This is a genomic window from Devosia sp. Root105 (assembly GCF_001424865.1).
Taxonomy (GTDB): domain Bacteria; phylum Pseudomonadota; class Alphaproteobacteria; order Rhizobiales; family Devosiaceae; genus Devosia_A.
In genome coordinates this window covers 1-26328 of sequence record NZ_LMCR01000007.1, presented here as the reverse complement: position 1 = coordinate 26328, position 26328 = coordinate 1, and the positions used below count along the sequence as shown (strand labels likewise).

The 26328-nt window shown below is 66.2% G+C and carries 21 protein-coding genes; 9 read left to right on the top strand and 12 right to left on the bottom strand.

Annotated elements, in window-relative coordinates:
• Nucleotides 1–17: 17 nt before the first annotated feature.
• The 8 genes from ASC68_RS07855 to ASC68_RS07820 form a co-directional block, all read right to left on the bottom strand.
• Nucleotides 18–1100, bottom strand: a complete 1083-nt coding sequence (locus tag ASC68_RS07855) for an ABC transporter ATP-binding protein (RefSeq protein WP_156387282.1) — start codon at nt 1098–1100, stop codon at nt 18–20.
• 2 nt (nt 1101–1102) lie between these two features.
• On the bottom strand, nt 1103–3067 hold the full coding sequence (locus tag ASC68_RS07850) for a beta-L-arabinofuranosidase domain-containing protein (RefSeq protein WP_055877425.1): 1965 nt from the start codon (nt 3065–3067) through the stop codon (nt 1103–1105).
• 14 nt (nt 3068–3081) lie between these two features.
• Complete coding sequence (locus ASC68_RS07845) at nt 3082–3945, bottom strand: carbohydrate ABC transporter permease (protein WP_055877422.1); 864 nt, start codon at nt 3943–3945, stop codon at nt 3082–3084.
• Nucleotides 3946–3948: 3 nt separating this feature from the next.
• Complete coding sequence (locus ASC68_RS07840; RefSeq protein WP_055877418.1) at nt 3949–4881, bottom strand: sugar ABC transporter permease; 933 nt, start codon at nt 4879–4881, stop codon at nt 3949–3951.
• A 106-nt stretch (nt 4882–4987) separates the two neighbouring features.
• Nucleotides 4988–6235 (bottom strand): sugar ABC transporter substrate-binding protein, encoded by a 1248-nt coding sequence (locus ASC68_RS07835; RefSeq protein ID WP_055877416.1) that lies wholly within the window; start codon nt 6233–6235, stop codon nt 4988–4990.
• Between the two features lie 107 nt (nt 6236–6342).
• Complete coding sequence (locus ASC68_RS07830) at nt 6343–7362, bottom strand: LacI family DNA-binding transcriptional regulator (RefSeq protein WP_055877414.1); 1020 nt, start codon at nt 7360–7362, stop codon at nt 6343–6345.
• Between the two features lie 133 nt (nt 7363–7495).
• The gene (locus ASC68_RS07825; RefSeq protein ID WP_055877411.1) at nt 7496–9421 is read right to left on the bottom strand and encodes a sensor histidine kinase; all 1926 of its coding nucleotides are present in this window, start codon (nt 9419–9421) and stop codon (nt 7496–7498) included.
• On the bottom strand, nt 9408–10052 hold the full coding sequence (locus ASC68_RS07820) for a response regulator transcription factor (RefSeq protein WP_055877409.1): 645 nt from the start codon (nt 10050–10052) through the stop codon (nt 9408–9410). Before ASC68_RS07820 ends, ASC68_RS07825 begins: the two co-directional genes overlap by 14 nt.
• 162 nt (nt 10053–10214) lie before the next feature.
• Between ASC68_RS07820 and ASC68_RS07815 the strand changes: the two genes are divergently transcribed.
• Nucleotides 10215–13652 carry an autotransporter outer membrane beta-barrel domain-containing protein gene (locus ASC68_RS07815; RefSeq protein WP_055877405.1) on the top strand — a complete coding sequence of 1146 codons (3438 nt, stop codon included), beginning with the start codon at nt 10215–10217 and terminating at the stop codon, nt 13650–13652.
• Between the two features lie 191 nt (nt 13653–13843).
• On the opposite strand, the gene ASC68_RS07810 is transcribed toward ASC68_RS07815, so the two are convergent.
• Nucleotides 13844–14614 (bottom strand): glycerophosphodiester phosphodiesterase family protein, encoded by a 771-nt coding sequence (locus ASC68_RS07810; RefSeq protein WP_055877402.1) that lies wholly within the window; start codon nt 14612–14614, stop codon nt 13844–13846.
• Nucleotides 14615–14779: 165 nt separating this feature from the next.
• On the opposite strand from ASC68_RS07810, the gene ASC68_RS07805 reads away from it, so the two are divergent.
• Nucleotides 14780–15766: a GNAT family N-acetyltransferase gene (locus tag ASC68_RS07805; RefSeq protein WP_055877399.1), complete on the top strand. Its 987-nt coding sequence runs from the start codon at nt 14780–14782 to the stop codon at nt 15764–15766.
• Between the two features lie 33 nt (nt 15767–15799).
• Here ASC68_RS07805 and ASC68_RS07800 read toward each other — a convergent pair whose 3' ends face one another.
• Together ASC68_RS07800 and ASC68_RS07795 are read right to left on the bottom strand one after the other, a co-directional pair.
• A complete protein-coding gene (locus tag ASC68_RS07800) occupies nt 15800–16465 on the bottom strand; it encodes a hypothetical protein (RefSeq protein ID WP_055877396.1) in 666 nt (221 codons plus the stop codon).
• An 85-nt stretch (nt 16466–16550) separates the two neighbouring features.
• The gene (locus ASC68_RS07795) at nt 16551–16970 is read right to left on the bottom strand and encodes a DUF6194 family protein (protein ID WP_055877393.1); all 420 of its coding nucleotides are present in this window, start codon (nt 16968–16970) and stop codon (nt 16551–16553) included.
• A gap of 83 nt (nt 16971–17053) precedes the next feature.
• Between ASC68_RS07795 and ASC68_RS07790 the strand changes: the two genes are divergently transcribed.
• From ASC68_RS07790 to ASC68_RS07770, 5 genes are all read left to right on the top strand, one after another.
• On the top strand, nt 17054–17572 hold the full coding sequence (locus tag ASC68_RS07790) for a PadR family transcriptional regulator (RefSeq protein WP_055877390.1): 519 nt from the start codon (nt 17054–17056) through the stop codon (nt 17570–17572).
• Between the two features lie 447 nt (nt 17573–18019).
• Nucleotides 18020–18613, top strand: a complete 594-nt coding sequence (locus tag ASC68_RS07785) for a hypothetical protein (RefSeq protein WP_055877388.1) — start codon at nt 18020–18022, stop codon at nt 18611–18613.
• A gap of 588 nt (nt 18614–19201) precedes the next feature.
• Nucleotides 19202–19492: a hypothetical protein gene (locus tag ASC68_RS07780; RefSeq protein ID WP_055877386.1), complete on the top strand. Its 291-nt coding sequence runs from the start codon at nt 19202–19204 to the stop codon at nt 19490–19492.
• A 19-nt stretch (nt 19493–19511) separates the two neighbouring features.
• Complete coding sequence (locus ASC68_RS07775; RefSeq protein WP_244488398.1) at nt 19512–21005, top strand: terminase family protein; 1494 nt, start codon at nt 19512–19514, stop codon at nt 21003–21005.
• 369 nt (nt 21006–21374) lie between these two features.
• Entirely contained in the window at nt 21375–23321 is a 1947-nt protein-coding gene (locus tag ASC68_RS07770; RefSeq protein ID WP_055877380.1) for a hypothetical protein, read from the top strand.
• A gap of 137 nt (nt 23322–23458) precedes the next feature.
• On the opposite strand, the gene ASC68_RS07765 is transcribed toward ASC68_RS07770, so the two are convergent.
• Nucleotides 23459–23761, bottom strand: coding sequence for a GIY-YIG nuclease family protein (locus ASC68_RS07765; RefSeq protein WP_055877455.1), 303 nt, complete (start codon nt 23759–23761; stop codon nt 23459–23461).
• A gap of 286 nt (nt 23762–24047) precedes the next feature.
• Between ASC68_RS07765 and ASC68_RS07760 the strand changes: the two genes are divergently transcribed.
• Nucleotides 24048–24815 carry a hypothetical protein gene (locus tag ASC68_RS07760; protein WP_055877377.1) on the top strand — a complete coding sequence of 256 codons (768 nt, stop codon included), beginning with the start codon at nt 24048–24050 and terminating at the stop codon, nt 24813–24815.
• A gap of 37 nt (nt 24816–24852) precedes the next feature.
• Nucleotides 24853–26055, top strand: coding sequence for a DUF4043 family protein (locus tag ASC68_RS07755; protein ID WP_055877373.1), 1203 nt, complete (start codon nt 24853–24855; stop codon nt 26053–26055).
• Nucleotides 26056–26328 lie beyond the last annotated feature (273 nt).

The window sequence follows — 26328 nt, the reverse complement described above, 5'->3', positions numbered from 1 at the left end:
GTCCTGAAAAGTTGGGGCTAGCGCAGCCGTTCGCCGGCCTTGGCAAAGAGCCGCATCTGGGTCGGCTCGCAGCCGAGCCAGACCGGCTGGCCGGGCTCGAAGTCGTCGCCATCGCGCTGCTCAGCAACAACGGTCTCGCCGCTGCCGGTGACGCAGTAGAGGTAACGCGTGTTGCCCAGATACTCGGAGAAATCGACCCGCGCCGCGATGGCGCCCGGGCGGTCGGCGCCGGGGTGGAGGTGCTCGGGCCGGATGCCGAACTGGATGGCGCCGGGAGCCGCGCCGAGTTCGGCCGCGAGCGCCAGGCTGGCGCCGGCGACTTCGACAGTGCGCCTGTCGCGCAAGCGCGCCGCAAGGAAGTTCATCCGTGGCGAGCCGATGAAACCGGCGACGAACATGTTGTCGGGGTCTTCGTAGACTTGTCGCGGGGTGCCGACCTGTTCGATCCGGCCATCGCGCAGCACCACGATCTTGTCGGCCAGCGTCATCGCCTCGATCTGGTCGTGGGTGACATAGACCATGGTGTTGCCGAGCTCGCGATGAAGCCGCGCCAGCTCGATGCGCATCGAGACGCGGAGCTCCGCATCGAGATTGGACAGCGGCTCGTCGAACAGGAACGCCAGCGGCTTGCGGACAATGGCGCGGCCGATGGCGACGCGCTGGCGCTGCCCGCCCGACAGCTGGCCGGGGCGGCGTTCGAGCAGGTGATTGATCTTGAGGATCTCGGCGGCCGCGCCGACCCGGGCTTCGACCTCGGCGGGCGGCGTGTGGGCGATCTTCAGCCCGAAAGCGAGGTTATCCTTGACGCTCATATGCGGATAGAGCGCGTAGGACTGGAACACCATGGCGATGCCGCGCCGCGCCGGATCGGAGTCGGTGACATCGCGGCCACCGATCAGGATGTCGCCATCGGTGACCTCCTCGAGCCCGGCGATCATCCGCAGCAAGGTGGATTTGCCGCAGCCGGACGGGCCGACGAACACCACGAACTCACCGCCATTGATGGTGAGATCGAGGCCATGGATGACATCGACCGAGCCAAAGCTCTTCTGCACATGGCGCAGCTCGATATCGGCCTTAACCAGGGCTTCCGACTGCATGCTCATGTCGCGGACCTCACCCAGACCAGCATTTCGCCCGGGGCCCGGTTGTCCCACAGGTAATAGGGCACGAAGCGCGCTGTGGTGTCGCTCAGCCCCGGCACATCCGAGCGGTAGAGCTCTGCCGACCAGGCGCCATCATCCTCGCGCAGGGCCGGCAGCGACAGGCTGACCGCGCCGCCGAACTCGGTGATCGGCGCGGTGGCCATGCCGCCAAGGCTGCGCGGCAGCAGCAGCGAATTGAGCTCGGCGCCGTTGTCCGCCTCTTCGAGGCAGTAGACCAAGGGACCGCGGGCCACTGCGACCCGGCCGGTATCCTGCCGGACCTTCGGGTGGGCCCGCACCGGGCGCGCCTCCATCGGCAGCGCCATCTCGACGACATCGCCATCGCGCCACTCGCGCTCGAGCTTGAGGTAGCCCGAGTTGCCGGTCTCGACCGGCACGCTCTGCCCGCCGATCGCCACCTTGGCATCCTTGCACCAGGACGGGATGCGCAGCGACAGGGTAAAGCGGGTCGGCTGCGCGAGACCGACGGTGAGGCGAACGGCGCCGTCCCACGGGTAATCGGTGCTCTGCGTCAGGGTCAGGTCGGCGCCCGCGACCTCAAGCTTGGCAACACTGTCGGCATAGAGATGCACCGCGACACCGGTGTCCGAGACGCCGTAGATATAGGTACCGATCGAGGCCACCAGCCGCGCGATATTGGGCGGGCAGCACGGGCATTTGTGCCAATCCCAGCGGTGATGCTGGCCGTGGCTTTCGAGCGGATTGTCGTAGAAGAACCGCGACCCATCGCGCGACAGCCCGGTCAGCGCGCCATTGTAGAGGGCCTGTTCCAGCACATCGGCGTAGCGGCGGTCGGGCGCGCTGCCCAGCATCCGGCTGGCCCAGAACACCAGGCCCACCGAGGCGCAGGTCTCGGCATAGGCGGTATCGTTGGGCAGATCGTAATAGTCGGTGAACCCCTCATTGGAGGCCGATGGGCCGATGCCGCCGGTGACGTACATCTGCTTGGCCGTCAGATCGTTCCAGAGGATTTCGAGCGCGTCGGTGAGCGAGCTGTCGCCATACTCGGCGGCGATATCGGCCATGCCCGAATAGAGATACATGGCCCGCACTGCGTGCCCGACCACCTTCTGCTGCTCGCGCACTGGCAGGTGCGACTGGGTGTAGCGGAAATCGGCGTGGAGCGAGGCCGGCCAGGATCCCCTCGCGTTCTCGCCACGCGCCTCTGCCTCGACGTCGAAATAATGCGGCTGTTGCCCGCGCTGCTCGACGAAGTATTTGGCGAGTTCGAGATAGCGCCGCTCGCCGGTCTCGCGCGCCAGCCGGACCAGCGCCAGCTCGATCTCTTCATGGCCGCAATAGCCGGGCTTCTGGCCCGGACCGGTGCCGAAGGTGCGCCCGATATGGTCGGCATAGCGCATCATGGCGTCGAGCAGCTTCCGCTTGCCGGTCGCCTGGTGATAGGCGACCGCCGCCTCCATCAGGTGGCCGGCACAGTAGAGCTCGTGACAATCGCGCAGGTTCGTCCAGCGCTGGCCCGGCTGCATGCGGATGTACCAGGAGTTGAGGTAGCCATCCTCGAGCTGGAGGCCCGCGAACATCTCGATGATCCCGTCCATCTTCGCTTCGAGCGCCGGATTGGGGCGGCGATAGAGCGCGTAGGCGGCGGCCTCGATCACCTTGGCGACGTCCGAATCCCAGAACATCTGGGCCGTGATGGTGTCGAGCACGCCATACTGGTTCCGGCGGAACGGCAGGCGCATCTCGGGCACCGGCCGGCTCGGGTCGATCTGGTCGAACATGCCGGCGGCGAGGCACCGCTCATAGAGGATGTCGACGGTCTTGTCGGCCACGGCGTCGATGTGCTGGCCCCAGAACCCGTTGACCGCAACCTGCGGGATGCGCAGCGGGCGGAAGGCCAAAGGGGCTTGGACGGGCGGCTCGGCGGAAATGGCAGTCATCTGAGGTTCCCGGATCATTTGACGGCGCCCGCGGTGAGGCCACGGACGTAGTAGCGTTGGAGGAGGAGGAAGAGCGCGAGGCAGGGCAGCATCATCACGGTGACGCCGGACTGGATGGCGCCCCAGTTGATGGTGCCGAACTGGCCCGAGGCGACGGCCGTCATCAGGATCGGCAGGGTGTACTGGTCCTGGTCGGTCATGAAGATCAGCGCGGCGAGGAACTCGTTCCACGAGTTGAGGAAGGCAAAGATCGCGACGGTGACTACCCCCGGAAACACCAGCGGCAGCATGACCTTGACCAGCACCAGCCAGACCGAGGCCCCATCGACCCGCGCCGCCTCCTCGATCTCGCGCGGCACCGCATCGAAGGCGTTGCGCATCATGAACACCGAGAACGGCAGCTGCAGCGTCACGTAGACGAGGATCAGCCCGAACAGCGAGTTCTGCAGCTTCAGCGCCGAGAGGATCAGGAACAGCGGCGTCAGGATCGACTGGAACGGCACCATGATCGACATGATGATCAGGACGAACAGGGTGTTCTTGAACGGGAACTTGAAGCGCGAGAAGCCATAGCCGGCGAGGAGGCTGACGATCACCGAGATGATCACCGTGCCCAGCGCCACCGTCAGGCTGTTGCCGGCATGGGCCCAGATCCCGGCGCCGAAATCGTTGAGCACCGCATAGTTGTCGAGCGTGGCGCCATCGACCGGCCAGGGTGGGATGGGCGGCTTTCGCGCCTCGATCGGCCGCTTGAAGCTGACGAGGATGCTCCAGGCCAAGGGAGCGAGGAACAGCAAGGCAACGCCCATGCCGAAACCATGGCGGGCGATGCCGTTGAGAAGCGCCTTGCGGCGGCGGGTGGCCTGGCGGGCTGACATGGCTCAGATCCCCTCATGCGTGCGGAGGATCCGCAGTTGGACGACACTGATCGCTAAAAGGATCACCAGCAGCACCATGGAGAGCGCCGCGCCGTAGCCCATGCGGAAGGAGACGAACGACGAGTTGAAGATCCAGTAGACCGCCGTGAGCGTCGTGTTGCGCGGGCCGCCCTGGGCGATGATGTAGAACTGGTCGAAGGCCAGCATCGAGCCTGCCACCGAAAGGATCAGCGCCAGGGCGATGGTGCGGCGCATCAGCGGCAGGGTAATGCGGGTGAAGAGCTGCGGGCGCGACGCGCCATCGATGCGAGCCGCTTCGCGCAGATCCGTCGGGATGCCCTGCAAGCCGGTCATCAGGATGATCATGGTGAAGCCGGAGGTCTTCCACACCACCATGGCGATGACCGACCAGAACGTCGCATCGAAGCTGGAAAGGATGTTGATGCGCTTCTGGGTGAGGCCCAGTTGCTGCAAGGCGGGACCGAAGAGGCCCGCATCGACATTCATCAGCCAGGCCCAGAGCAGGCTCGCCGAACCGAAACCCACCACCACCGGCAGGAAATAGATGGTGCGATAGAACCCGGCCAGCGGTCGCTGCCGTTCGACGAACAGCGCCAGCGGGAAGGCCACGGCAAAGATCACGACGGTGACGACGACGGTGTAATAGAGCGTGAAGCGCATGGCGCTCCAGAAGCGCCCGTCCGCCAGCAGCGCCTCGTAATTGCCGAGCCCGATGAAGCTCGATTTGCCGAGCAACGGCCAGTTGTGCAGCGACATCCAGGCGGTCATCCCCAGGGGGATGACGAAGAAGGCGACAACCAGCAGCAGCGCCGGGGCGACAAAGAGCAGTCCGACAAGCTGCCGGCGGCCCGGTCGCCGGCTCGGACGTCGAGTTGGGCGTCGGCTGGTGGCGGTGGTGAGGGTCTCAGTGGCCATTGCTGTCATCGAACTTGCTGAGAAAGGGCGGGCAAAGGGTGTCCGGAGCCCCGGGGGAGGAAGGGGCTCCGGACAGGGCATGGCGCGAGAGCCATGCCGGTCGGGCTTACTTGCCGTAGTTGTCGATGATCGACTGCATCGTCTCCTGGGCGGTGGCGATGGCGCCATCAGGATCCGCGCCGAAGAAGGCTTCGGTCAGCATCTGGGCCCAGGGGCCGGTCGGGCTGTTGATCAGGTCGTTATAGACCGGCGTCGACGGCGTGCGGCCGATCGACATCGCCTCGGCGGCAATGGCGTAGCGCGGATCCTGATCCTTCAGCGCTTCGGCGGCGACATCGGCACGGGTCGGCAGGCTGCCGCCGCTGGCGAGAATGGTCTGGCCTTCCACCGAATAGAGGAAATCGACGAATTCCTGGATCGCCGGCAGCTTGTCGGCATGTCCAGCCGACACGGCGAAATTGTCGCCACCGCCGAACGAGGAGCGATTGCCGTCCTTGCCGGGGATGAAGGTGATGCCGAAATCGACCTCGGGATATTCCTTGGTCAAAGTGCCGATGGAGAAGGCGCCGGACTGCGAAATGCCGACATTGCCGGCCGCAAAGGTCGAGAGCCAGTTGCTGCCATTGTCGGTTTCGGCGCCATCGGGCACGTAACCCTTTTCGACCATGGTGCGGTAGAAGTTGATGGCATCGTGCATCTGCGGCGTATCGAGCGTCGCCTTCTTGCCGCCTTCGGCAAAGATGTCGCCACCCGAGGCCCAGACCAACGGCAGGAAGGTGAAGGCGTTACAGCCGCCGCAGGCGCCGGCGAAATAGAAGCCGTTGATTTCGCCACCCAGCGCATCGACCTTGGCGGCAGCCGCCTCGATCTCGGCCCAGTTGGTCAGCGGCGCATTCGGATCGAGCCCGGCCTGCTCGAACAGCTTCTTGTTCCACAGTAGCACCGAGCCCTCGGCGAGCAGCGGCATGCCATAGGTCTTGCCGTCATAGCTGCCGGCCTCGATATGGGCCTTGGACAGCTGGTCGTAATAGGGCAGTCCCTTGGCAAAGCTGGTCAGATCTTCCAGCTGGCCGGCCGCCGCGAAGGCCGGCGTGTAGATCAGGTCGAGCCCGATAATATCGGGCGCCGAGCCGCCGGCGGCGGACGTCGCATATTTCTGCACCATCTGGTCGGACGGCACGAGCTGCAGGTCGACCTTGGTTTCGTGGCCGGCATTGAACGCCTCGACCAGCGCCGGCAGGGCGCTGCCCTGGCGCGACCACATGGTCAAAGTCGTCTGCGCGAAGACCGGCAGGCTGGTGCCGAGCACGAGCCCGGCCAGGCTGACCGCAAGGATGTTGCGAGCAAGTTTCATGTTTCTCCTCCATCTTCACCCCTTCAGCATGAAGCGGGCGATCTGTTGTGGCCGAGGCAGCATCGCGTTGCCGGGGGTGCCGGATGTGCAGCTCGGGGCCAAATTGACTAGGCCTCCGTGCCCTCCACGCGCTTGCCGCCGCCGCACGATTGGCGGACGACCAGGGTGCAGGGAATTTTGTGCTCGGCGGCGGTGTCGAGCTCGCCGCGCGACATCGCCAGCACCATCAGGCCGGCCTGCTGGCCGAGCATCCTGAGGTTCATGTCGATGGTGGTCAGCGGCGGCAGCGTCGCATCGGCGACGATCTGCCAGTTATCGAACCCGACCACCCCGACCTGCTCCGGCACCTTGATGCCGCGCTCGCGCAGCTCGTCGATGACGCCGCGCGCGATCTGGTCGCTGCCGCAGGTAATGCCGTCCGGCGCCGGGCTCGCGCCCGACCAGAGCTCGGCCACCGCCTGCCGCCCCCAGCGCTCGGCCCATTGCCCGTGCATGACGCGCCCCGGCTTGCCGATCGCCTCGCGATAGCCGGCGGCACGCGACCGGGCGGCAAGGTGGCTTTCGGGGCCGGTGACATGCACGATGTCGCGGCGGCCGGTCTTTTTGAGCCAGTCGGCGCCCATCCGCGCCCCATCCTGGTCATCGACCGTGATGGTCGGCGAGCCGCTTGGGCTGGCGGTCAGCGCATAGACCACCGGCACATCGGCATCAGAGAGGTCGAGCGGGATATGCCGGTCGGCGCGACGACCGGAAACGATCAGCCCATCGACCCGCCGCTCGAGCAGCGCATTGACGTGCAGCCGCGCCCGCTCGGGGTCTTCGTCGACCGCCGCCAGCAGCACCGACACGCCATGGTCGACCAGCGCATCGGTGATGCCCGCCATGACCGGGAAGCTGAAGCGACCATAGGTATCGTCGGTGAGGAGGCCGATCGTCAGGGTGCGCTTCTTGATCAGCGCCTGCGCCATCAGGTTGGGCCGGAACTTCAGCCGCAGCGCCACTTCCTGGATCGCCAGCCGCGTCTGCTCCGACAAACGCCCGGTGCCGTTCAGCGCGTTCGACACCGCTGCGATGCTGACCCCCGCAGCTTCCGCGACATCCTTGATCGTCACTTTGGTATCGCGCATCGCCACTGGTGAAAGGTTTCATCACTCTGCTTAAACGCTTTATCAATGAGGTTTAGCGGAGTCAATGGAGTCGAGTGGGAACGCGATGTCGGGGTGCCTGGAACGTGCAGTCGGGGACCTCGAACCGGCCCCCTCAGTCCGCCGCCACATCCTCCGCCAGCTGCCGGATCGGCAGCAGCAGGGTCAGTTTCGTGCCCTCGGGCCCCGACTCAACCGTGAGCTTGGCGCGCATGGCGCTGGCGCGGCGGGCCTGGTTGGCGAGGCCGCGGCCGGAGCGCGGGGCGGCGGCATCGAAGCCTTTGCCGTTATCGGAGACGCTGATGACGATATCGCCGGCGGCGACGCCGGTGCTGACCGTCGCCTCGGTGGCGTCGGCGTGCTTGATGATGTTGGTGAAGGCCTCCTGCAGCACCCGCAGAATATGCAGCGCATAGCGGTGATCGAGCCAGAACACCGGCGGCACGTCGCGCACGTTCCAGTTGAGCTTGATGCCGGTGCTCTCGAGCCGCGGCTCGAGGCGGAACCGCAGCGTGCCGAGCAGCAGCAGCAGGTCGGTTTCGACCGGCTCCATCGAGTCGATGGTGAGTTTCAGGTCATCGATGCAGCCCTGCAGGATCTGCTTGAGTTCGGTCTCGTCGAGCCGGCCGCGCTCCACCATGCGCAGCGCGCCGATCAACGATGAGCCGAGCCCATCGTGCATATCCTCGGTCAGCCGCTGCCGTTCCTGCAGCAGCAGTTCGCGCTGCTCGATCTCGCGCAGCCGCTCGTGGCTGGCGAGCAGCGCCGCCTCGCGCGCCGTGAGCCGCTCGGCCAGCAAGGTATTGGAGTTCTCCACCGCATCGATCGCCCCGAGATAGTGCGCGAGGACAAGGTGGAAGAAGGCAAAGACCAGGGCGATCTGCACGAATGGCAGGATGAAATAGCCCTCGATGCTGATGAGGTTGTTCTGCAGCATCAGGTCGTTGATGCCCAGATAGGCGGTGAGCAGCACCCACACCGCGAGCACCAGCCCCTCCATCGACTGGGCGCGCCAGGCCGCGCGGATCGAGGAAATGCCCACGAGGTTGCAGACGACGAAGGCCGCCGCATACGCGAAGGGCGCGGTGAGCGTCGGGTCGAGCGCCGCCGAGAACAGCGGCAGCGTCGCGAGCCCCAGCACCAGCGTGGCGCCGCCGACTACGGCGGTGATCCACGACGCCCGGACATGCAGCACGGTGATGAGGAAGAGGTGCGAGATCGCCACCATCCACATGGTCGAATTGACCGTCAGCCAGCCGAACCAGGCGTCGCTGAGCGGTAGCCGCTCGAGCCCCAGATGGTTGTGGAGGCCGCGAATGAAGGTCGCCGCCGACATCAGGAAGAACAACAGGTACAGCCGCTCCTGCCGGCGCCGGAACCAGACCAGGAGCGAGAAAACGCCGCTGGCAAGGAACGCCGCGCTGGTGAGGTAGGAGAGCTCGGCCTGGAACAGGTTGCGCACCATATAGGCCGGCCCGACCTGATCGAAATCGCCGACCCACAGGCTGGAGAGCGCCCCGCCGATCCCCCTCAAATGCTGCAGGCGGATGACGATGGCGTTGATCGGTGGCGCCCCCTCGGTGACATCGAAGCCGATGCGCAGCGGTCGGTTCGAGCCGTTCCATTGCAGGTTCGCGTGCGATTGGTACTGCAGCTCGCCGTTGACATAGACGGCGAGCGTGCCGTCGGATTTCCAGCGCGGGATATAGAGATAGCCCTTGTCGGCTGGCGACACCGGCTGCGGCAGCGCGGCGCGATACCAGGTGACCTGCGTGTCGGGCGCATCGGCATCGGCGTGCTGCGACAAAGCGAGCCTGGGGATCGCCGCATTGGGCAGCGCCACGGGGGCCCAGTCCTCCGGCATGGCTCGGCGGATCAGCGTCGCCGGGGGCGACTGATAACCGACGGTGCTTTCGACCGCGAGCTCGGCCGAAGTGATGTGGAGGCCGCTCGGTTGGGCGACGAGGTGCAGCACCACCGCCCCGGCGATGATGATGCCGAGGGCGGCGAGGTAGCGCGCCAGGAGCTTATAGAAGGCCATGGCTGCGCGCCTCGAAGATCGCCTCGGCTTTCGACGACACTTCGAGCTTGTGGTAGATGCGGCGGACGAAGGTCATCACCGTGTTGCGCGTCACCCCCATCAGCTCGGCGATCTCGTCATAGCTGAAGCCCTTGGTGATCAACTCGAGCGCCTGCTGCTCGCGCGGCGACAATAAGGGTTGCGCCGGCGGCTCGACCGGCCTGAAGCGCAACAGGATCTTTCGCGCGATACGCGGGCTGATCGGGCTGCCGCCGGAATGGAGCGTGCGGATGTCGTCGGCCATCCGGCTTTGCGAACTGTCCTTCAGGAGATAGCCGGCGGCGCCCGCCTCGATCGAGGGGATGACGTGGCGATCGTCGGCAAAGGTGGTCGAGACCATGATGCCGCAATCCGGCCAGGCGCTGTGGGCGGCGCGGATCACCTCGATGCCCGAGCCATCGGGCAGCCCCAGATCGACCACCAGGATATCGGAAGGCGGGCCACCGAGCAGCTCCATCGCCTGGGCGACGTTCTCGGCCGCGGCGTGCAGCAGCATATCCTCGGCCGCCTCGACCGCGGCAACGAAGCTGCCCCGGAACGATGCATCGTCCTCGACGATCGTCACCTTGAGGGGCTTTGACCCTGTCGCCACAACACTCCCCCAGCCTCACCTGCGACGGAAGCTCTAGCACGGCGCCCCTACGGGCTTGTCGCTATTTCTAGCGATATGTGAGCTTGGCCATCGGCTCAATAGTGCCCCCTGCCCTGCGGCGGCTCCAAGCCCGCGCGTGGGCCTATGGACGGGGGAACATCCATGCACTGCCGCACCGAACGCAACCGCGCGTCGCGCCTCGCTCCGCTGGTCGCTACCCTCCTGACGGCGACGGCGCTGAGCGCGCTTGGCATGAGCCCGGCGCAGGCGCAGACCGCCAACTGGGGCGGCGGGGTATCGTCGGACTGGTTCACCAGCGGCAACTGGACCGGGGCGCAGCCGGACAATACGCGCGATGTGGTGATCAACGGCATAACGCCGGCGGTGATCGGCGGCGGCAGTGCCGGTGCCGGCAATCTCAGCATCGGCGACGGCGCCGGGGGCGCCTTGCGCATCGAGGATGGCGAACTGGGTGCCTACATTGCCGTCATCGGCAAATCTGGCGGCACCGGCAAGCTATCGGTGGTGGGGTCTACAGCCAGTTTTGAATCCCTGCTTGCCATCAGCCTCGGGCAGGACGGCACCGGCGAGCTCGAAATTCTCGATGGCGGCGCGGTGGAGAGCCAGCAGGGCCTCATCGGCGATACCAACGGTTCCGAGGGCATTGTAACCATCGACGGCGCCGGCTCGTATTGGGGCACGTGGCTCGAGGGTGCCGGCATGTTCGTCGGCAAAGGCGGCAAGGGCACGCTCACCGTTTCCAATGGCGGCTCAGTCCGCACCAATGCCACCTCGCTGGGCTATCTGGCCGGCTCGGAAGGCAAGCTGATCGTCACCGGCGCCGGCTCCAGTTACATCGATGAAGGCGATATGTATGTCGGCCGCAGCGGTAGCGGCACAGTGGAGATCAGCAACGGCGCCTCGGTCGAAATCTTCAACACGCTCTTTGCCGGCTTTGGCGGCAAGGGCACCGTCACGGTGGACGGGACCGATACCAAGCTGGTGGCGCATGGCGGTGTCACCGTCACCAACCAGGGCGCGTTCACCGTCAGCGGCGGGGCCACGGTCGAGAGCGGCGGCGGCTACATCGACGCCGACGCCGACGCCGACGCCGCGACGGCCACCGTCACGGGCACCGGCTCCAGCTGGGTGATGGGCTCGCAACTGATCATGGCGCTCGAGGGCAAGGGCTCACTGCTGGTCACCAATGGCGGGCGGGTAGAAGCCACCTATATCACGCTCGGCAGCCGCGCCGGCGCCACCGGTACGATGACTATCTCGGATAACGGCCAAGTCACCACCGACTTCATAACGATGGCTGAGGAGGCCGGTGCCACCGCCACGCTGCGGCTCGAAAGCGGCGGGCACCTGAACACCAAACAGGTGGAGCGCTATGGCGGCGCCGGCAAGGTGGCCTTCGATGGCGGTAGCTTGAAGCTCACGGCCAACCAGTCATTTCTGTTCTCCGGGTTTCAGACCGGCGATATCACGCTGGAAGATGGCGGCGGCACCATCGACACAGGTACTTTCAGTGTCCACATGGATCCCGGCCTCGTCGGCGAGGGCGGCTTCACCAAGAAGGGCACGGGCACACTCAACGTCTATGGCGCCAGCACCTATGAGGGCCCGACGCTGATCAGCGCCGGGACACTCCGGGCGCGCGAAATTGGCGTGCTCTCGGCGGCCAGCGCCTATGAGGTAGCCTCGGGCGCGACGCTCAGGATCGACAGCAACAAGACCCAGACCATCGGCAGCCTCGCCGGCGCCGGCACCGTGCAGCTCGGCAACCCGCAGACCATGAACACGGCGGCCGGCAGCGCGCAGCTGACGCTTGGCGGGAACAATGCCTCCACCACTTTCAGCGGTGTGCTGGCGGGCAAAGGCCAGCTGATCAAGACCGGCACCGGCACCCTGACGCTCAGCGGCAGCAACACCTTCACCGGCACCACCACGGTCAGTGGCGGCGGGCTCAACGTGCTCGGGACGCTCCTTTCGAGTGTTACGGCTGAGAGCGGCGCCCGGTTGGGCGGCAACGGCACCTATGGCGCGATCAGCGTAGGCGATGGCGCGGTGCTGGCGCCGGGCAACTCGATCGGCGCGGTGACCACGGGCGGGCTCACGCTCGACGCGGGTTCGATCTACGAAGTCGAACTGAGCGATGGCGGCAACACTGCGGGCACCCACAACGACATCACCCACGTCACGGGCACCGCGACCGTCGCTGCAGGGGCCAAGATCAAGGTGCTGGCCGGCAACGGCACTGATGATGGCAGCAGCTACACGCCGGAGCTCGTCTACACCATCATCGACACCACCACCGCCGGCAACCTGGTGGTCGCGGCAGCGCCCGAGATCATCGACAATTTCGCCTATCTCAACTTCACCGGTTCCTCTGACGGGCAGTATTTCCGCCTCACCTCGAGCATGGAGGCGGTGAGCTTCTGCCTCGAGGGCAGCACCGCCAACCAATGCGCCGCCGGCGATGCGCTGTTCGCGCTCGGCGCCGGCAATGCCGGGTTCGACCTGTTCCAGGGGCTGAGCGAAGAAGACGCGCCGGCCGCGCTCGACGCCATCTCGGGCGAAGCGCATGCGTCCATGCAGCAAGTGCTGGAGCAGAGTTTTGCGGTACTCGGCCAGACGGTCAACCGCCGCACTGCCGCCGGGCTCGCGGGCGCCGGCGCGGCGGCTGGGCCGCTGGGCTACGCCGCGGAGCCCGGCAATATCGGCGTCCGCGCCATCGACGATGCGACGGCAACTGGCACGGCACGCCCATGGATCGGCGCGCTCGGCAGCACCGGCCAGCTACGCGGCGACGGCAATGCGGCCGAGATCGGCTGGAGCACCGGCGGGCTGGCTTTGGGCTACGAGAACGAGATCGATCTCGGCTCGGGCACCGGCTTTGGCGGCGTGGCGCTCGGCTATCAGCACGGCCAGGGCATCGTCACCGCGCGCAATTCCGAGACCGGGTTCGACAGCCTCACGGCCGCGGCCTATGGCGGCTGGAGCGAGGGCGCAGCGACGCTGCTCGGTTCGCTCTCGGTCGGCGCCGCACATGTCGCCACCGATCGCACGATTGCCATCGGCAACAGCACTGAGGTCGCCCATGCCGATTACTGGGCGCAATCGGCAAACCTGTCGCTCGAGGCCTCCTACGCCTTCGAGCTGGGCAATGGCTTCAGCATCGCGCCGCTCGGCACGCTGGCCGTCGGCTGGCTCAGCCATCCCGGCTTCACCGAAACCGGCGCCGGCGCCTTCAACCTCACCACAGAGGCCAACGGCAGCATGTCAGCCGCGGCGGGAGTGGGGCTATCGGTGGGCCAGCAGGTCGAGCTGGAGACCGGCACCCTGTCGCTCGAGGGCCGGGCTTTGTATGAGCAGAGCCTTGCCGGCACCGACCAGGCCGCGACCTTCAGCTTCGCGGGGGGTACGACGCCTTTCACCATCGCGGGGGCGCCCGGAGACGCAAGCTGGGTGCGGGTTGGTGGCGGGTTGGCGTTCGAGCTGAGCAATGGCCTGGCGCTTGGAGCGAGCTATGACGGGCGGTTGTCCGAAAATGGCCAATCGCATCAGGCGAGCGCGTCGGTTGGTGGGAGTTTTTGAGGGGGGCCTTTGCTGGCGCCGCGCACGTCCCCTCGCCCCTTTGGGGAGAGGGTTAGGGTGAGGGGTAGCCAAGCACACTGATCGAGCGGACCATAGCTGGCGTTTCTAGTCCGGCGCGCTTGGCTCCCCTCACCCCAGCCCTCTCCCCAAGGGGGCGAGGGGGCGCTGTGGCGTCGCCGGTGCGTGGGCCCTCAAACCGACTGCTGTTCCCTCACATAGTCCTGCAGCCAGTCGGGCCAGTTGATGGTCATGCCGTTGCAGCCCAGTTCGGCGGCAGCGATCATCTTTCCGCGGCTCGAGATCCCCGAGCTCCGCGCTTCGATGCCGAGCCGGTGCGCCAGTTCCACCAGTTCGCGCGTCTGGTTGCTGGCGTTGAGGGTGATCATCGAAAAGCCGTTGGCGGCGCAGCGCTCCACCGCGCCGCGAGGGTCGGCAGCGAGCAGTTCCTCCGGCGCCCAGGCGATGCGCAGCCGCGGCGCGAGCGCCTTGGCTCGCTGCAACCCCGCCTCGTCGAGGATCGAGAAGATGAAGGCGTGCCCGGTCAACCCACGCGCCGCGAGCGCCGCGACCACCGCCTCGGGTAGCCCCGGCATCGGCTTTTTGAGTTCGATATGGTAGGTCAGCCTCGCCCCGAACCGGTCGAGCAACTGCTCGAGCGTGATCAGCTTTTCGCCCGCATAATCCCGATCCCAGTGGAGCCGCGGATCGTGCCAGGAGCCGGCATCGAGCTCCAGGAGCTCGGCCAGCGTGAAATCCTCCGGCAGCCCGGCGCCGTTAGTGGTGCGCTCCAGCGTATCATCGTGGAACAACAGCAACCGACCGTCTTTGGTGAAGGCGACGTCGGTCTCCACTTCGGTGGCTCCCATCGCCACGGCGCGCTCGAACGCCGCCATGGTGTTCTCGGGCGCATAACCGCTCGCCCCGCGATGCGCGATGATCCGGAACGGTTCTGCCAATGTCATGTCGAACTCCCCTCCTCGAGGACCGGTGCCACATCATCCCCGGTTCAGCAATCGGGCGTTGACCGGTCACGATCTGCGAGCGGCAGATGCGGGCTTTCGCTTTTGCCTTGCCGACTGGCCCTGTCATGGGGGCTAATCGCCAACCTTCCCGCAGAGGAGTGAACGGTGAAAGAGTTCACCGAGCTGGATCCCGCCGACTACCCGCGCGTCGCGACGCTGCTAGAGGGGCTCGCCGAACGCCATGGCAGCGTCCCGGCGGTGCTGGCCGGCACGGCAGCTGGGCGGGTTCGCGTCGACGACATCGCCTCGCCCCGCGCGGTGCTGCTCGATGGGCCGGAGGGGCTCTATCTCGGTGGTGCCCCGTTTGCCGAGCTCGATTGGGCGGCGCTGCGCGGCGCGATCCATCCCTTCGCCTACCTCTATCCCGATGACGCCTGGCTGCCGGTGATCGACAGGGCGCTGCCGCACCGCTTCATGCGGCGCCACCAACGGGTCACGCTGTCGCTCGATCTCGGCGCGGTTGCGAACCACCCGCCCTCTGCCGACCGCTTCGCTTTGCGCCCGATGGCCGACGGGGTCGGCGCGGAGGTGGTCGAGGGCGATATCGTGGTTGCCCATTGCCACGAGGACATGGTGGTCGGGGATCGGGTCGAGGTCGGGATCTGGACCGACCCAAGCTTCCGGCGACAGGGCCTCGCCCGGCTGGCGGTGGCCGGCGCCATCGCTGAGGCGCAGCGGCTCGGGCTCAAGCGGATGGGCTGGCACTGCCTCGCATCGAATGCCGGATCGCTGCACGTGGCGCTCAGCAGCGGCTTTGCCATCGTTGCCGAGTACGAGGCCTTCGGCGCGTATCTCGATGCCGAGAACCTCGATGATCTCAAGACAAGCCAGTGGCTCGATCTCGCCAGGCATTTCGAAGCCGCCGCGGCCGAGCTGCCGACCCTCGGGATCTGCGCGGCGCAAGCCTTCAGCTGCGCCGGCCGGCCGGATGATGCGCTCGCCGCACTCGAGCGGCTGGTCGCGACCAACTGGAACGGCAAGGCCGCCTGGCTCGAGCAGAGCTGGGCCCTGGCGCCGCTCCACAACGACCCCCGCTTTGAGCGCATCGTCGCGCGGCAGCGGGAAGCTGAAGGCGGCGAAGCGGCGACCTGACGCTTGAGGTGCTAGCCGGAAAGGCCAGCCCGCTCACCCACCGATCATATGATCGGCGACGCTGTAGCTGTGGCTCGCCTGATAGGCGTTGCGGCCGCGGTTCATGTGGGTGAGGTTGAAGCGGCGGATGGCGCGCAGCAGGTGCGGGCTGGCGAGCATCTTGTGCAGCGAGGCGGCGCCGCGCACCTTGATGCCGAACATGTCGGCTCCATTGGGGAAGAACCAGCCGACATCTTCCGGTACGAGGGCCCCCTGCTCCACGAGGCTCTCGTCGAGCTGCTCCGGCGTCACTGAGCCATCGGTGGTGAAATCGCTCAGATGCAGGATGAACCGCCCGCGCATGCCGTCACCATCGGCATAGAGGGTGAAGAACTCCATCCAGCTGGCATTGACCCGCACCAGCGGCTTGTCGGAGGTCGAGGGCAGGCAGGACACCGACCACCAGTAGCGCTCGGTACGGCGCGGCATGGGCAGGCATTCCCGGCCATAGGTAGCGAGGAGGTTCAGTACCTCCTCCGCCTGTGGACGGCCGAGGAGTTTGTGGTAGCGCGGCAGATACTTGAACCGCAGCTCGACCGATTCCTGGCGCTCGTCGGCATCATCGAGCGGCGCGCCCTCGAGCCAGGCGCGCTGCTGCTCGAGGCTCAGGAACTCGCGCAGGCCGGTGGTCTCGGAGCGTGTGGTTTTGCGGGATGCCATCTCTTGCCTCACGGGCTGGCCACTGTCGCCAGTAGTTAGACAGACCTGTCTGTATACGTCAAGGCGGCATCTCGCGAGGATTGCCTTACCAGCTGTCGGGCCGCAACTCGCGCAGCTGGCGTGCCGCCTCGAGCAGGCCTCGGCATTGGGCCCAGGTGCGTTCGGGGTTGATCACGCTGACCCAACGCATGCGGCCATAGACCGGATGCGGAAACAGCGTGTCGATCGCCTGGTAGTCGAAGGCTGCGGCCTCGAGATCCCTGCGGCTCCTGATGGCAGGAAACAGTGCCCCGAAGCTCGCCCTGTCGGTGGGGAAATTCAGCCGAAACAGGCCGTCGCGATCGAGCGCCGAGGCGCTGTCATAGGGATCGTCATGGGTGACGATGGTGGCGAAGGGAAACTTCTGCTCCGCCCCGGGAAAGAAGAAATAGTCCGGCGTTGTCTCCTGCACCGTCACCCCTTCGAAGCCGAGGAGGAAGGCGCGGATTTCGGTGCTGCTGACCATGTCATGTCCTCTGGTAACCAAATTTGGCTACCGACTAGACGCTTTGGCCAAATTTGTCTACCCTCGGGAATCACGAGGTGAAGATGAACGTCACGAGATTGCTGGTGCTCGGCGCGATCCGGGTGAATGGCGGCGCCCATGGCTATGCCATCCGGCAGACGCTGGAGGATTGGCAGGTCCAAAGCTGGACCCGCCTGCACTCCGGCTCGGTCTACCATGCGCTGACGCAGATGGAGAAAGAGGGGATCCTCGCCGTCGAGGCCGAGGCGCCCGGCAATCGCGGCCCGGGCAAGACCCTGTTCGTCACCACCGCGGCGGGGGAAGCCGAGTTCTTCACGCTGCTGCGCCAGGCGCTCGGCAGCTTCGACCTGATCGAACTCAGCGCCGGACTGGCGCTGGTCGACGCCCTGCCCAAGGCCGAAGGGCGCGAGCGCCTCGCGGCCACGGTGCAGAGCCTGCGGGAGAACGTGGCGCGGCTCGAGGCGCTGGCAGCCATAACGCCGGCGGGTGCGGGCACGCCGAGAACCCACGATCTGCTGGCGCTGTGGAGCGCCAACCTCGCAGCGTCAGCGGCGGTGCTGGAGCGGGTTTCGCAGGGGTGAGACGAAGCGCAAAAGCCCGCAGTCGGCGCACCCTCTCCCGCCAGCGGGCCTTGTGTCTGCCGGCAGGCGAAAGTGAAACGCCGCGCTGCGTGCAATTGGTACCGGGAACATACCGGGAATGGCCTTACGTATTACGATTTTCCGGGCAGGAACGTTATGAGAACAGCATTACTGGCGCAGCATAACCGCACTCTGGCCGCCAGAGACGAGAGTTGAGCACCCCATTTCACCAGGCGAAGCGATGCAATATCACTGGTCGGCCCGAATAACTGCTGACAATCAGCATATAGCCGAGTGCAATAGTCAGGCCGCCAAGCATAACGGCACGGTCTTTCGCTAATACTTTGGACGCAGGTCGCCGGCCGCGAGATCGAACGGTACAGCGCTGGGCTTTGCGCCCGAGTTGCTGTAGCAGCAGCGGTTTCGAGAGCTAGGAGGGACATCGCGATGGATGATCTGCTGGTTGCCCAGAAGCAGTTGCAGGCGGAGGCCGATGCGGTGGTCGCGGCCCTCGGCCTCATCGAGCAGCTCGGTGAGATCGGCGAGCCTACCCGGGTCGGCAGCTCGGCGCTGGGCCTGATGGTCCGCCGCGACATCGACATCACGGTGAGCTGCCCGAGGCTCGACGACACGACGCTCGCCGCCTTCGCGCAGCTGGGCGCCCGGCTGATGCAGCGCACCGACCTGGTGGTCGGGGTGCGCTTCCGCAACGATGCCGGAAGCTGGAACGCCGAGCCGCAGAACTACCCCGATGGGCTATATCTGGGGCTGACCGTCCGCACCGCCGCCGGCGCCAACTGGACCTTCGACATCTGGCTGGTCGACCAGCCCGAACGCCAACCTGACCTGGCGCACCTCCGCACCCTGCTGCCGCGACTGACCGACGCCGACCGGGTGGTGATCCTCACCATCAAGCACGTGCTCGCTGCCGATACGACGGAGCCGAAGCTCCCGAGCGCGCTGGTGTATGAGGCGGTGATGGATCATGGGGTACGGGACGTAGCGGAGTTCTGGGAGTGGCATGCAGGGCGTGGAAAGTAGAGCACCGGCAACTGTCACCACAGCCGGCCCCAACCTGTGGTGAGCGCAAACCCGGCGGTTGCACCCTCACCCCAATCACCCTAGTTTCAGCATCAGGCAGCGAGCTTTCGCCGCCTCTATGTGGGCTGACAGTGAGGGGACGCTTCGGCGGGTTGCCTCCGGGCCCACGGTGACGGGAGAGCCGATAGGCGTGATCCCGTTTCACCGCGTGGGGTTTGCTCGTCTGGAAATTGCTGGGGTTGGTCTGCCAAATCGGTTGGGCCACACCACGCGCCTCCAACTCGGTGTCATCCCAGCGAAAGCTGGGACCCATCTATCCACCTGCGCCAGCTGCGAGTTGGGTCCCAGCTTTCGCTGGGATGACACCCGGTGGGTGGGGGATGGGTGGGCGGGTTGGGTCGGTGCTCGTCGTGACCTGACTGAAGCAGACCGCCCCCTCCCATCCTCCCCCATTATGGGGGAGGTGCCCTGCTGGTGCGTTTGGCACGATCCAAGATGGAGCCTCGACTCTTCACCTCCCCCTTTATGGGGGAGGCCGGGAGGGGGCCGTCTCTCTCAGTCGGGCGCCCGTAGACTCAGGGAGATCCTATGCCTCGTATCGGCAACAAGCCCAGCGGTGGTTCGACCCCTGACGCTCCGGACACAACCTGGCCGAGTAACGCCCCAGCCGACCCTGTCCAGACCCCGCTCGATTTCCTGCTCGCCATCATGCGCAACCCCGAGATTCCGCGCAGCGAGCGCGTCGATGCGGCCAACAAGGCCGCGCCGTACCTCCATTCCAAGCACGCCACCGTCGACCATCGTTCATCCGATGGCAGCATGCGGCCGACGATTATCTTCGAGGGGATGCCCACCGATGCCAGCGGGAAGGACCAGTAGCGCGAAACGCCCCGAGGCGTTGCGTATTGCGCTCCACCCCAAGCAATGGGTGGCGTTCGGGTCGGCGGCGACCGAGGTGCTTTATGGCGGGGCGGCCGGCGGTGGCAAATCGCATCTGATGCGGCAGGCGGCGATCAGTTGGTGCGCCGAGATCGCGGGCCTGCAGGTCTATCTGTTCCGGCGCATCCGCGAGGATCTGAGCAAGAACCACATGGAAGGCCCGTCAGGCTTTCGTGCGCTGCTCGCCGGGTGGGTGGAATGCGGCTTCGTGGTGATCGTCGAGGACGAGATCCGTTTCTGGAACGGCAGCAAAATCTATCTCTGCCACTGCAAGGACGAGAAGGACCGCTTCAAGTACCAGGGCGCCGAGATCCACGTGCTGCTGATCGACGAGCTGACCCATTTCACCGAGGTGATCTACCGGTTCCTGCGCAATCGCGTGCGGATGACCGGCATTGCGGTGCCGGAAAAGTACCGCGGGCGGTTCCCGCGCATCCTCTGTGGCGCCAACCCCGGCGGGGTCGGGCACCAGTTCGTCAAAGTGACCTTTATCGATGCCGCCGCGCCGCTCGCCATCCACCGCACCGAGGCGGCGGAAGGCGGCATGTTGCGCCAGTTCATCCCGGCACGGCTCGAGGACAACCCGACGCTCACCACCGAGGACCCGGCCTATGAGGCGCGGCTCGAGGGGTTGGGCAGCGCCGCCTTGATCCGCGCCATGCGGCATGGCGACTGGGACATTGTCGATGGCGCCTTCTTCGATTGCTGGCAGACGCGGCTGCATGTCATCGATCCCTTCGCCATCCCCGAGGACTGGGCGAAGTTCCGCTCCGGCGACTGGGGCAGCGCCCGGCCATTCTCGTTCGGCTGGTGGGCCATCGTCGGCGACGACACCCGGCACCCGGTGTCGGGCGTGCTGCTGCCGCGCGGCGCGCTGATCCGCTACCGCGAATGGTACGGGTGTGAACCGGGCAAACCCAACAAGGGGCTGAAGCTGACCGCCGAGCAGGTCGGCAAGGGCCTCGCGCAGCGCGAGACCGAAACCGTGGGGCTCGGTGTGCTCGACCCGGCGGCCTTTGCCGAGGACGGCGGGCCCTCGATCGCGAGCCGCATTACGCTCGGCTCGGGCGACAAGCGGATATTCTTTCGCGGCGCCGACAACAAGCGGGTGTCGCAGCGCGGCGCCATGGGCGGCTGGGACATGCTGCGCCAGCGTTTCGTCGGCACGAGCCTCGATGAAGACGGCAAGCCCGACCCCGAGGGCCGGCCGATGATCTATTGCTTTTCGACCTGCCGCGACTCGATCCGCACTATCCCGATGCTGCAGCACGACCAGGCGCGGCCCGAAGATCTCGACACCGACACCGAAGACCATGCCGCCGACGACTGGCGCTATGCCGCGATGTCGCGCCCCTGGGTGCGGACGAAGCCGGTGGCCGAGCCTGGGAAGACGCGGACGGGGTACAGGGTGGCGACGGGTGGCACTGGGCCGGGTGACTGGCAGAGCTATTGAGGGCGGTCGCGTGCGGCCGCACGCACCACCGCAGGCCGCCCACCACCGGCGTCATTCCCGCGCAGGCGGGAACCTAGTGGGATGCTGCAGCGCCCGCTGCGGCTGAAATATCCCACTGGGTCCCCGCCTTCGCGGGGATGACACCGAGTGTGGGGCAAGCGCTGGGAAGCAGGTCCGACTGGACGGTTGAACAAGGCTGTTAGGTTCGATCGCTGTCCCACCCACCGGTTGTCATCCCAGCGAAAGCTGGGACCCAACTATCCATTCGCGCGGGCTTCGAGTTGGGTCCCAGCTTTCGCTGGGATGACACCGAGTTTGGGGCATGGCGCAGTGTTTCAACCCGACCTGCGAAACTGATCAGGAGTTTCGATGAGCGATCTCGCAAATGCACCGGCTGCCGCCTCCCCTGCCCCGTTGGGCCGGACGCTGGCGCGGCTCAAGGCCGACTATCTGAGTTATCTCGATGGCAAGCGCGCCGAGATCGACGAGCAGCAGGAAGCGCGGCGCTATTATCATGGCGCACACTGGACGGCGAAGCAGATCAAGACGCTGAACCAGCGGAAGCAACCCGTGGTGACCTACAACCGCATGGCGCGGAAGATCAACGCCGTGGTCGGCTTGCTCGAGCGGCAGCGCCAGGACCCCAAGGGCTATGCCCGTACGCCGAAACATGAGGATGGCGCGGAGGTCGCGACCGCGGTGCTGCGCTATGTGCTCGACGAGCAGCGCTGGCAGGAGAAATCGCCGATCGCCGGGCTCAACGGCGCGGTCGACGGCATTGGCGGGCTCGAGCTGACGCTGGAAGCCGGCGACAAGGGCGACACCGAAATCGGCTTCGAAGTGGTCGACCCCGCGGGGTTCTTTTACGACCCGACCTCGACCCGCGCCGATTTCTCCGATGCGGGCTATATGGGGATCGGCAAATGGGCCGATGCGAGCGAATTGCTCGCCGCCTTCCCTGACAAGGCGCGCGAGATCGAGGCTTCGGTGGACGTGGGCTCCGAGCTTACCAGCAACCCCGACAGCGACGATAACTGGGTGATGGGCGACGAACACCATCGCCGGGTGCGGGTGATCGACCACTGGTACAAGCGCGGCAACCAGTGGTGCTTTGCCATCTATACCGGCGCCGCCATCCTCGCCGAGGGTGAGAGTTATCTGCGCGACGAGAAGCGCCGGACGCTCTGCAAATACGTGATGTTTTCGGCCAATGTCGACCATGACGGCGACCGCTACGGCTTCTTCCGCAACATGAAATCGGCCCAGGACGAGATCAACCAGCGGCGCTCCAAGGGGCTGCACACCAGCCAGTCGCGCCGCATCGTCATCCGCGATGGCCAGGGGCTGGAGCCGGAAAAGATCCGCGCCGAACTCGCCCGCCCCGATGGCGTGGTGGTGGTGCCGGTGGGTGCCGAACTGCCGCAATTCGACGATGCGGCGCGCGGCGCCGAGCTCAACGCCAATCTCGGCTTCCTCGAGGAGGCCAAGCAAGAGATCGAGAATTACGGCTTCAACCCGGCGCTGATGGGCTCGGGCGTGCAGGATATGAGCGGCCGCGCCATCGCGCTGCAGCAGCAGGCTGGCATTGCGGAGCTCGGCCCGTACCTGCTCGGCTATCGCGGCTGGAAGCAGCGGGTGTATCGCGCCATCTGGAATGCGGTGCAGAGCCTCTGGACCGCCGAGCGCTGGATCCGCGTCACCGATGACGAGGGCCTCGGCAACTGGCTCTCGGTCAACCGGCTGGCGATCGACCCGGCGACGGGCATCCCCACCATCACCAATGCGCTCGGCTCGCTCGATGTCGATATCATCCTCGATGAGGGGCCGGACACCGTGACCATGCAGGCCGACACCAACGAGTCGGTGCGCCAGGCGCTGCAGGCCGTCGGCCCGCTGCTGCAACCGGCAGTGGCCGCGGCGGCGCTGGAAGTGCTGATCGAAACCTCGTCGATGCCGGCTTCGGCCAAGAAGAAATTCCGCGATGCGACGCGGCAAAAGCCGCAACAGCCCGACCCCAGGGAACAGCAGGCCGCCATGCTGCAGCAGCAGGCGGCGATGCTGGAGCTGCAGGGCAAGGCGCTGGGCAACCGGAAGACCGAGGCCGAGACGGCAAAGTTGATGGCGGAGGCCGAGGATATCGGCGCCGAGCGCGAGGCCGAAGGGCTGGAGCAGCGGATCGATGCGGTGGAACGGCAGGACGAGCTCATGTTCCGGCGCGAGGAACAGGATGCACGGCGAACCAACCGGCAGCTGGAGCTGGCGGGGCGGGCGTTGCAAGTGCAGGCGGCTGAGGTGCGGGCTCGGCCGGGTGGGTAGGGTTGAACCACAGGAAATCACCCCAAACTCGGTGTCATCCCAGCGAAAGCTGGGACCCATTTATCCACTGGCACGTGCTGCGAGTTGGGTCCCAGCTTTCGCTGGGATGACAGCCGGTGGGTGGGATGGCTCCGTGGCTACCAGATGCCCTTGCCCAATGCCGGAAACAAGTCGTCCCAATTCGGGTTCAGGTCCCGGAACAGCTCAATCTTCCATGCGCGCTGCCACGTCTTGATCTGCTTTTCTCGCGTAATAGCTGCCTCGATCGACTCGTGCGCCCCGAACCGCACGAGCCGGGTGACGTCGTACTTGCTGGTGAACCCAGCAACGACATGTTCGCGATGTTGCGCGACACGACCCATCAGGTCGCTGGTGACGCCGGTGTAGAGCGTCCCGTTGCGCCGCGAGGCGAGCAGATACACGAAGTACGTTTTGTGCACCTGCAGCCCCTCCAACTCGGTGTCATCCCAGCGAAAGCTGGGACCCAACTCGCCGCAGCGCAAGTGGATAGATGGGTCCCAGCTTTCGCTGGGATGACAGCCGGTGGGTGGGGACAGTTGGTGCCCAACTCCCAAGAGTTTCGGCCCTAGCGCTCCGAACACACAAAATTCCGTCCGCGCCACGATACGGCGCAACGGGCTGCCGGCGCCCTCCTGCCGGTTTCGCTGCACTCTCCGCGACAGTGAGGGTCACGCCAATCGGACGCGATAGTCCGGGAGACACGAGATGAACGACACTGAAACGGTCGACGATACCGCCTTGTTCAACGCTACCGTCACGGGCGAGGCGCCTGTGGCCGAAGCAGAACCGGTGATCGAGCCGGTCGCTGAACCGCGGCCCGAGCCTGCCATTCCCCCTGCCCGGCTTCGTGAAGAAGCCGATGCAAGGCGGGCGGCGGAGCGGGATCGGGATGAGCTGAAGCATCGGCTCACCCGGCTCGAGGCGCAGCTGCAGCCGCAGCAACAGGCAGCGCGGCCTCCCGAATTCTGGGACAACCCGGATGAATGGGGCCGCTCGCTGGTCACCCCGATCCACGAGCAGCTGTTCCAGCAGCGGCAGGGCGTCTCTCGCCTCCTGGCGGAAGAAAAGCATGGGTCGGACAATGTCAGGGCGGCCTACAACGCGCTCGGGCAGGCCATGCAGGCCGACCCCGCGGTGCAGACCGATTACCTCAGGATCATGCGGTCGAACCACCCCTATGGGGAGCTCGTCGCCTGGCACAGGAAGCGTCAGGCGTTCGATGAGATCGGCGGCGACCCCGCTGCCTATCGCAACCGCGTGATCGACGAGGCGATGCGGGACCCCGAAGTCCAGCAGCGTTTCCTCGCCCAGCTGCGCGGCGCTGCCCAGCCCAATATCGAAGCCCCCCGTCGTTCAGCCGTGCCGCATATCCCCTCGCTGCAAGGCATCGGCACCGCCGCCGGCCCCGCATCCGCGGCCGGCGACACCTCCGATGCCGAGCTGTTCTCGGCAACCACCCGCCGGCGGCGCTAAGCGCGCTGTAACCGGCTGAGCATCAGGACCATCAGACATGGCTCTTTCTCCCAACCACCCCAATAATGAAGTGATCAAGTTCCGCCAGGATGTCGCCTATGACTTCCTGCGCTCGTCGCGCTTCGATGCCTATATGGGCGACGATTCCACCTCGGTGATCGTGCGCATGTCGGATCTCGAAGCCGACGGCAAGGAGATCCGCGTGCCGCTCGTCACCCAGCTTTCGGGCGATGGCGTCGGCGCCGGGACGCTGCGCGGCAACGAAGAGCAGATCGACAGTTACGGCATGCCGCTCTGGGCCGACTGGGCCAGAAACGCGGTGGCCAACAACCGGGCGCAGAACAAGGAGAGCTCGTTCTCGGTGCGCTCGACGGCCCGCAGCCTGTTGCGCGGCTGGTCGAAGCGGATCGTGCGTGACGACCTGGTCGATGCGCTGCTGTCGATCCCCACTTCGGCGATGCAGGCCGGCCGCTTCGGCAACCCGGGCAACCGCGTCAACGGCATCAAGTGGTCGGCGGCCACCGCCGGCAACAAGAATGCCTGGGTCACCGCCAACCCCGACCGCGTGGTGTTCGGCTCGGCGCTCTCCAACTACTCGACCACCTTCGCGACCGCCGTGGGCAATGTCGACGCGGCCGCCGACAAGATGTCGGCGGCGGTCGGCAGCCTCCTGAAGGACCAGGCCAAGCAGACCGGCGTCGACCCCAACAACCCCGGCGTCTATAACGGCCGGCCCAGGATCAGCCCCTATATGGAAGCCGAGGGCGACCAGGAATGGTTCGTCTGCTTCGTCGGCGCCCGCGGTTTCCGCGATCTGAAGGCCGACCCGGTGATGACGGCCGCCAACCGCGACGCCCGCAACCGCGAAGGGGGCGACCCGACCAAGACCAACCCGCTCTTTACCGGCGGTGCGCTGGTCTATGACGGGGTGATCTATGTCGAGATCCCCGAGATCACCCAGCGCCTGCTGCTGAAGGGCGCCGGCGCGGCGGGGATCGATGTCGAGCCGGTGTTCCTCTGCGGCCAGGGGGCGCTGGCCTATGCGCTCGGCCAGATGCCGCGCCCGACCACGCTCGAGGACGGCGATTACGACTTTGTCACCGGTATGGGCATCGAAGCCCAGTACGGCGTCGGCAAGATCGCCAAGGCCCCGCTGGCGGCGGGTGCGTCGGCGACCATCGGCTCGCTGGTCGACTGGGGCGTGGTGACTGGGTTCGTCGCGGGGGTGGGGAATAGCTAGGGCGGGCTCTCCCGCACCGCCCTCTCCGTAATCCTCCCCCGCATGGCGGGGGAGGGGGACCAGCGAAGCTGGTGGAGGGGGCGGCGAGACGCTCAGTCGCTCGTCGCTTACGCTCCGATCGCACAACCTGCGGTTGCGATACCCCTCATCCGCCCTTCGGGCACCTTCTCCCTCAAGGGGCCTGTTGCATAATTCTGCAGGTGTGATTCCGTGACTATGGAGAGCGGAGTTGATGACCGATGGCGATCAAGCGGACAGGGCAGTTGGGTTTTG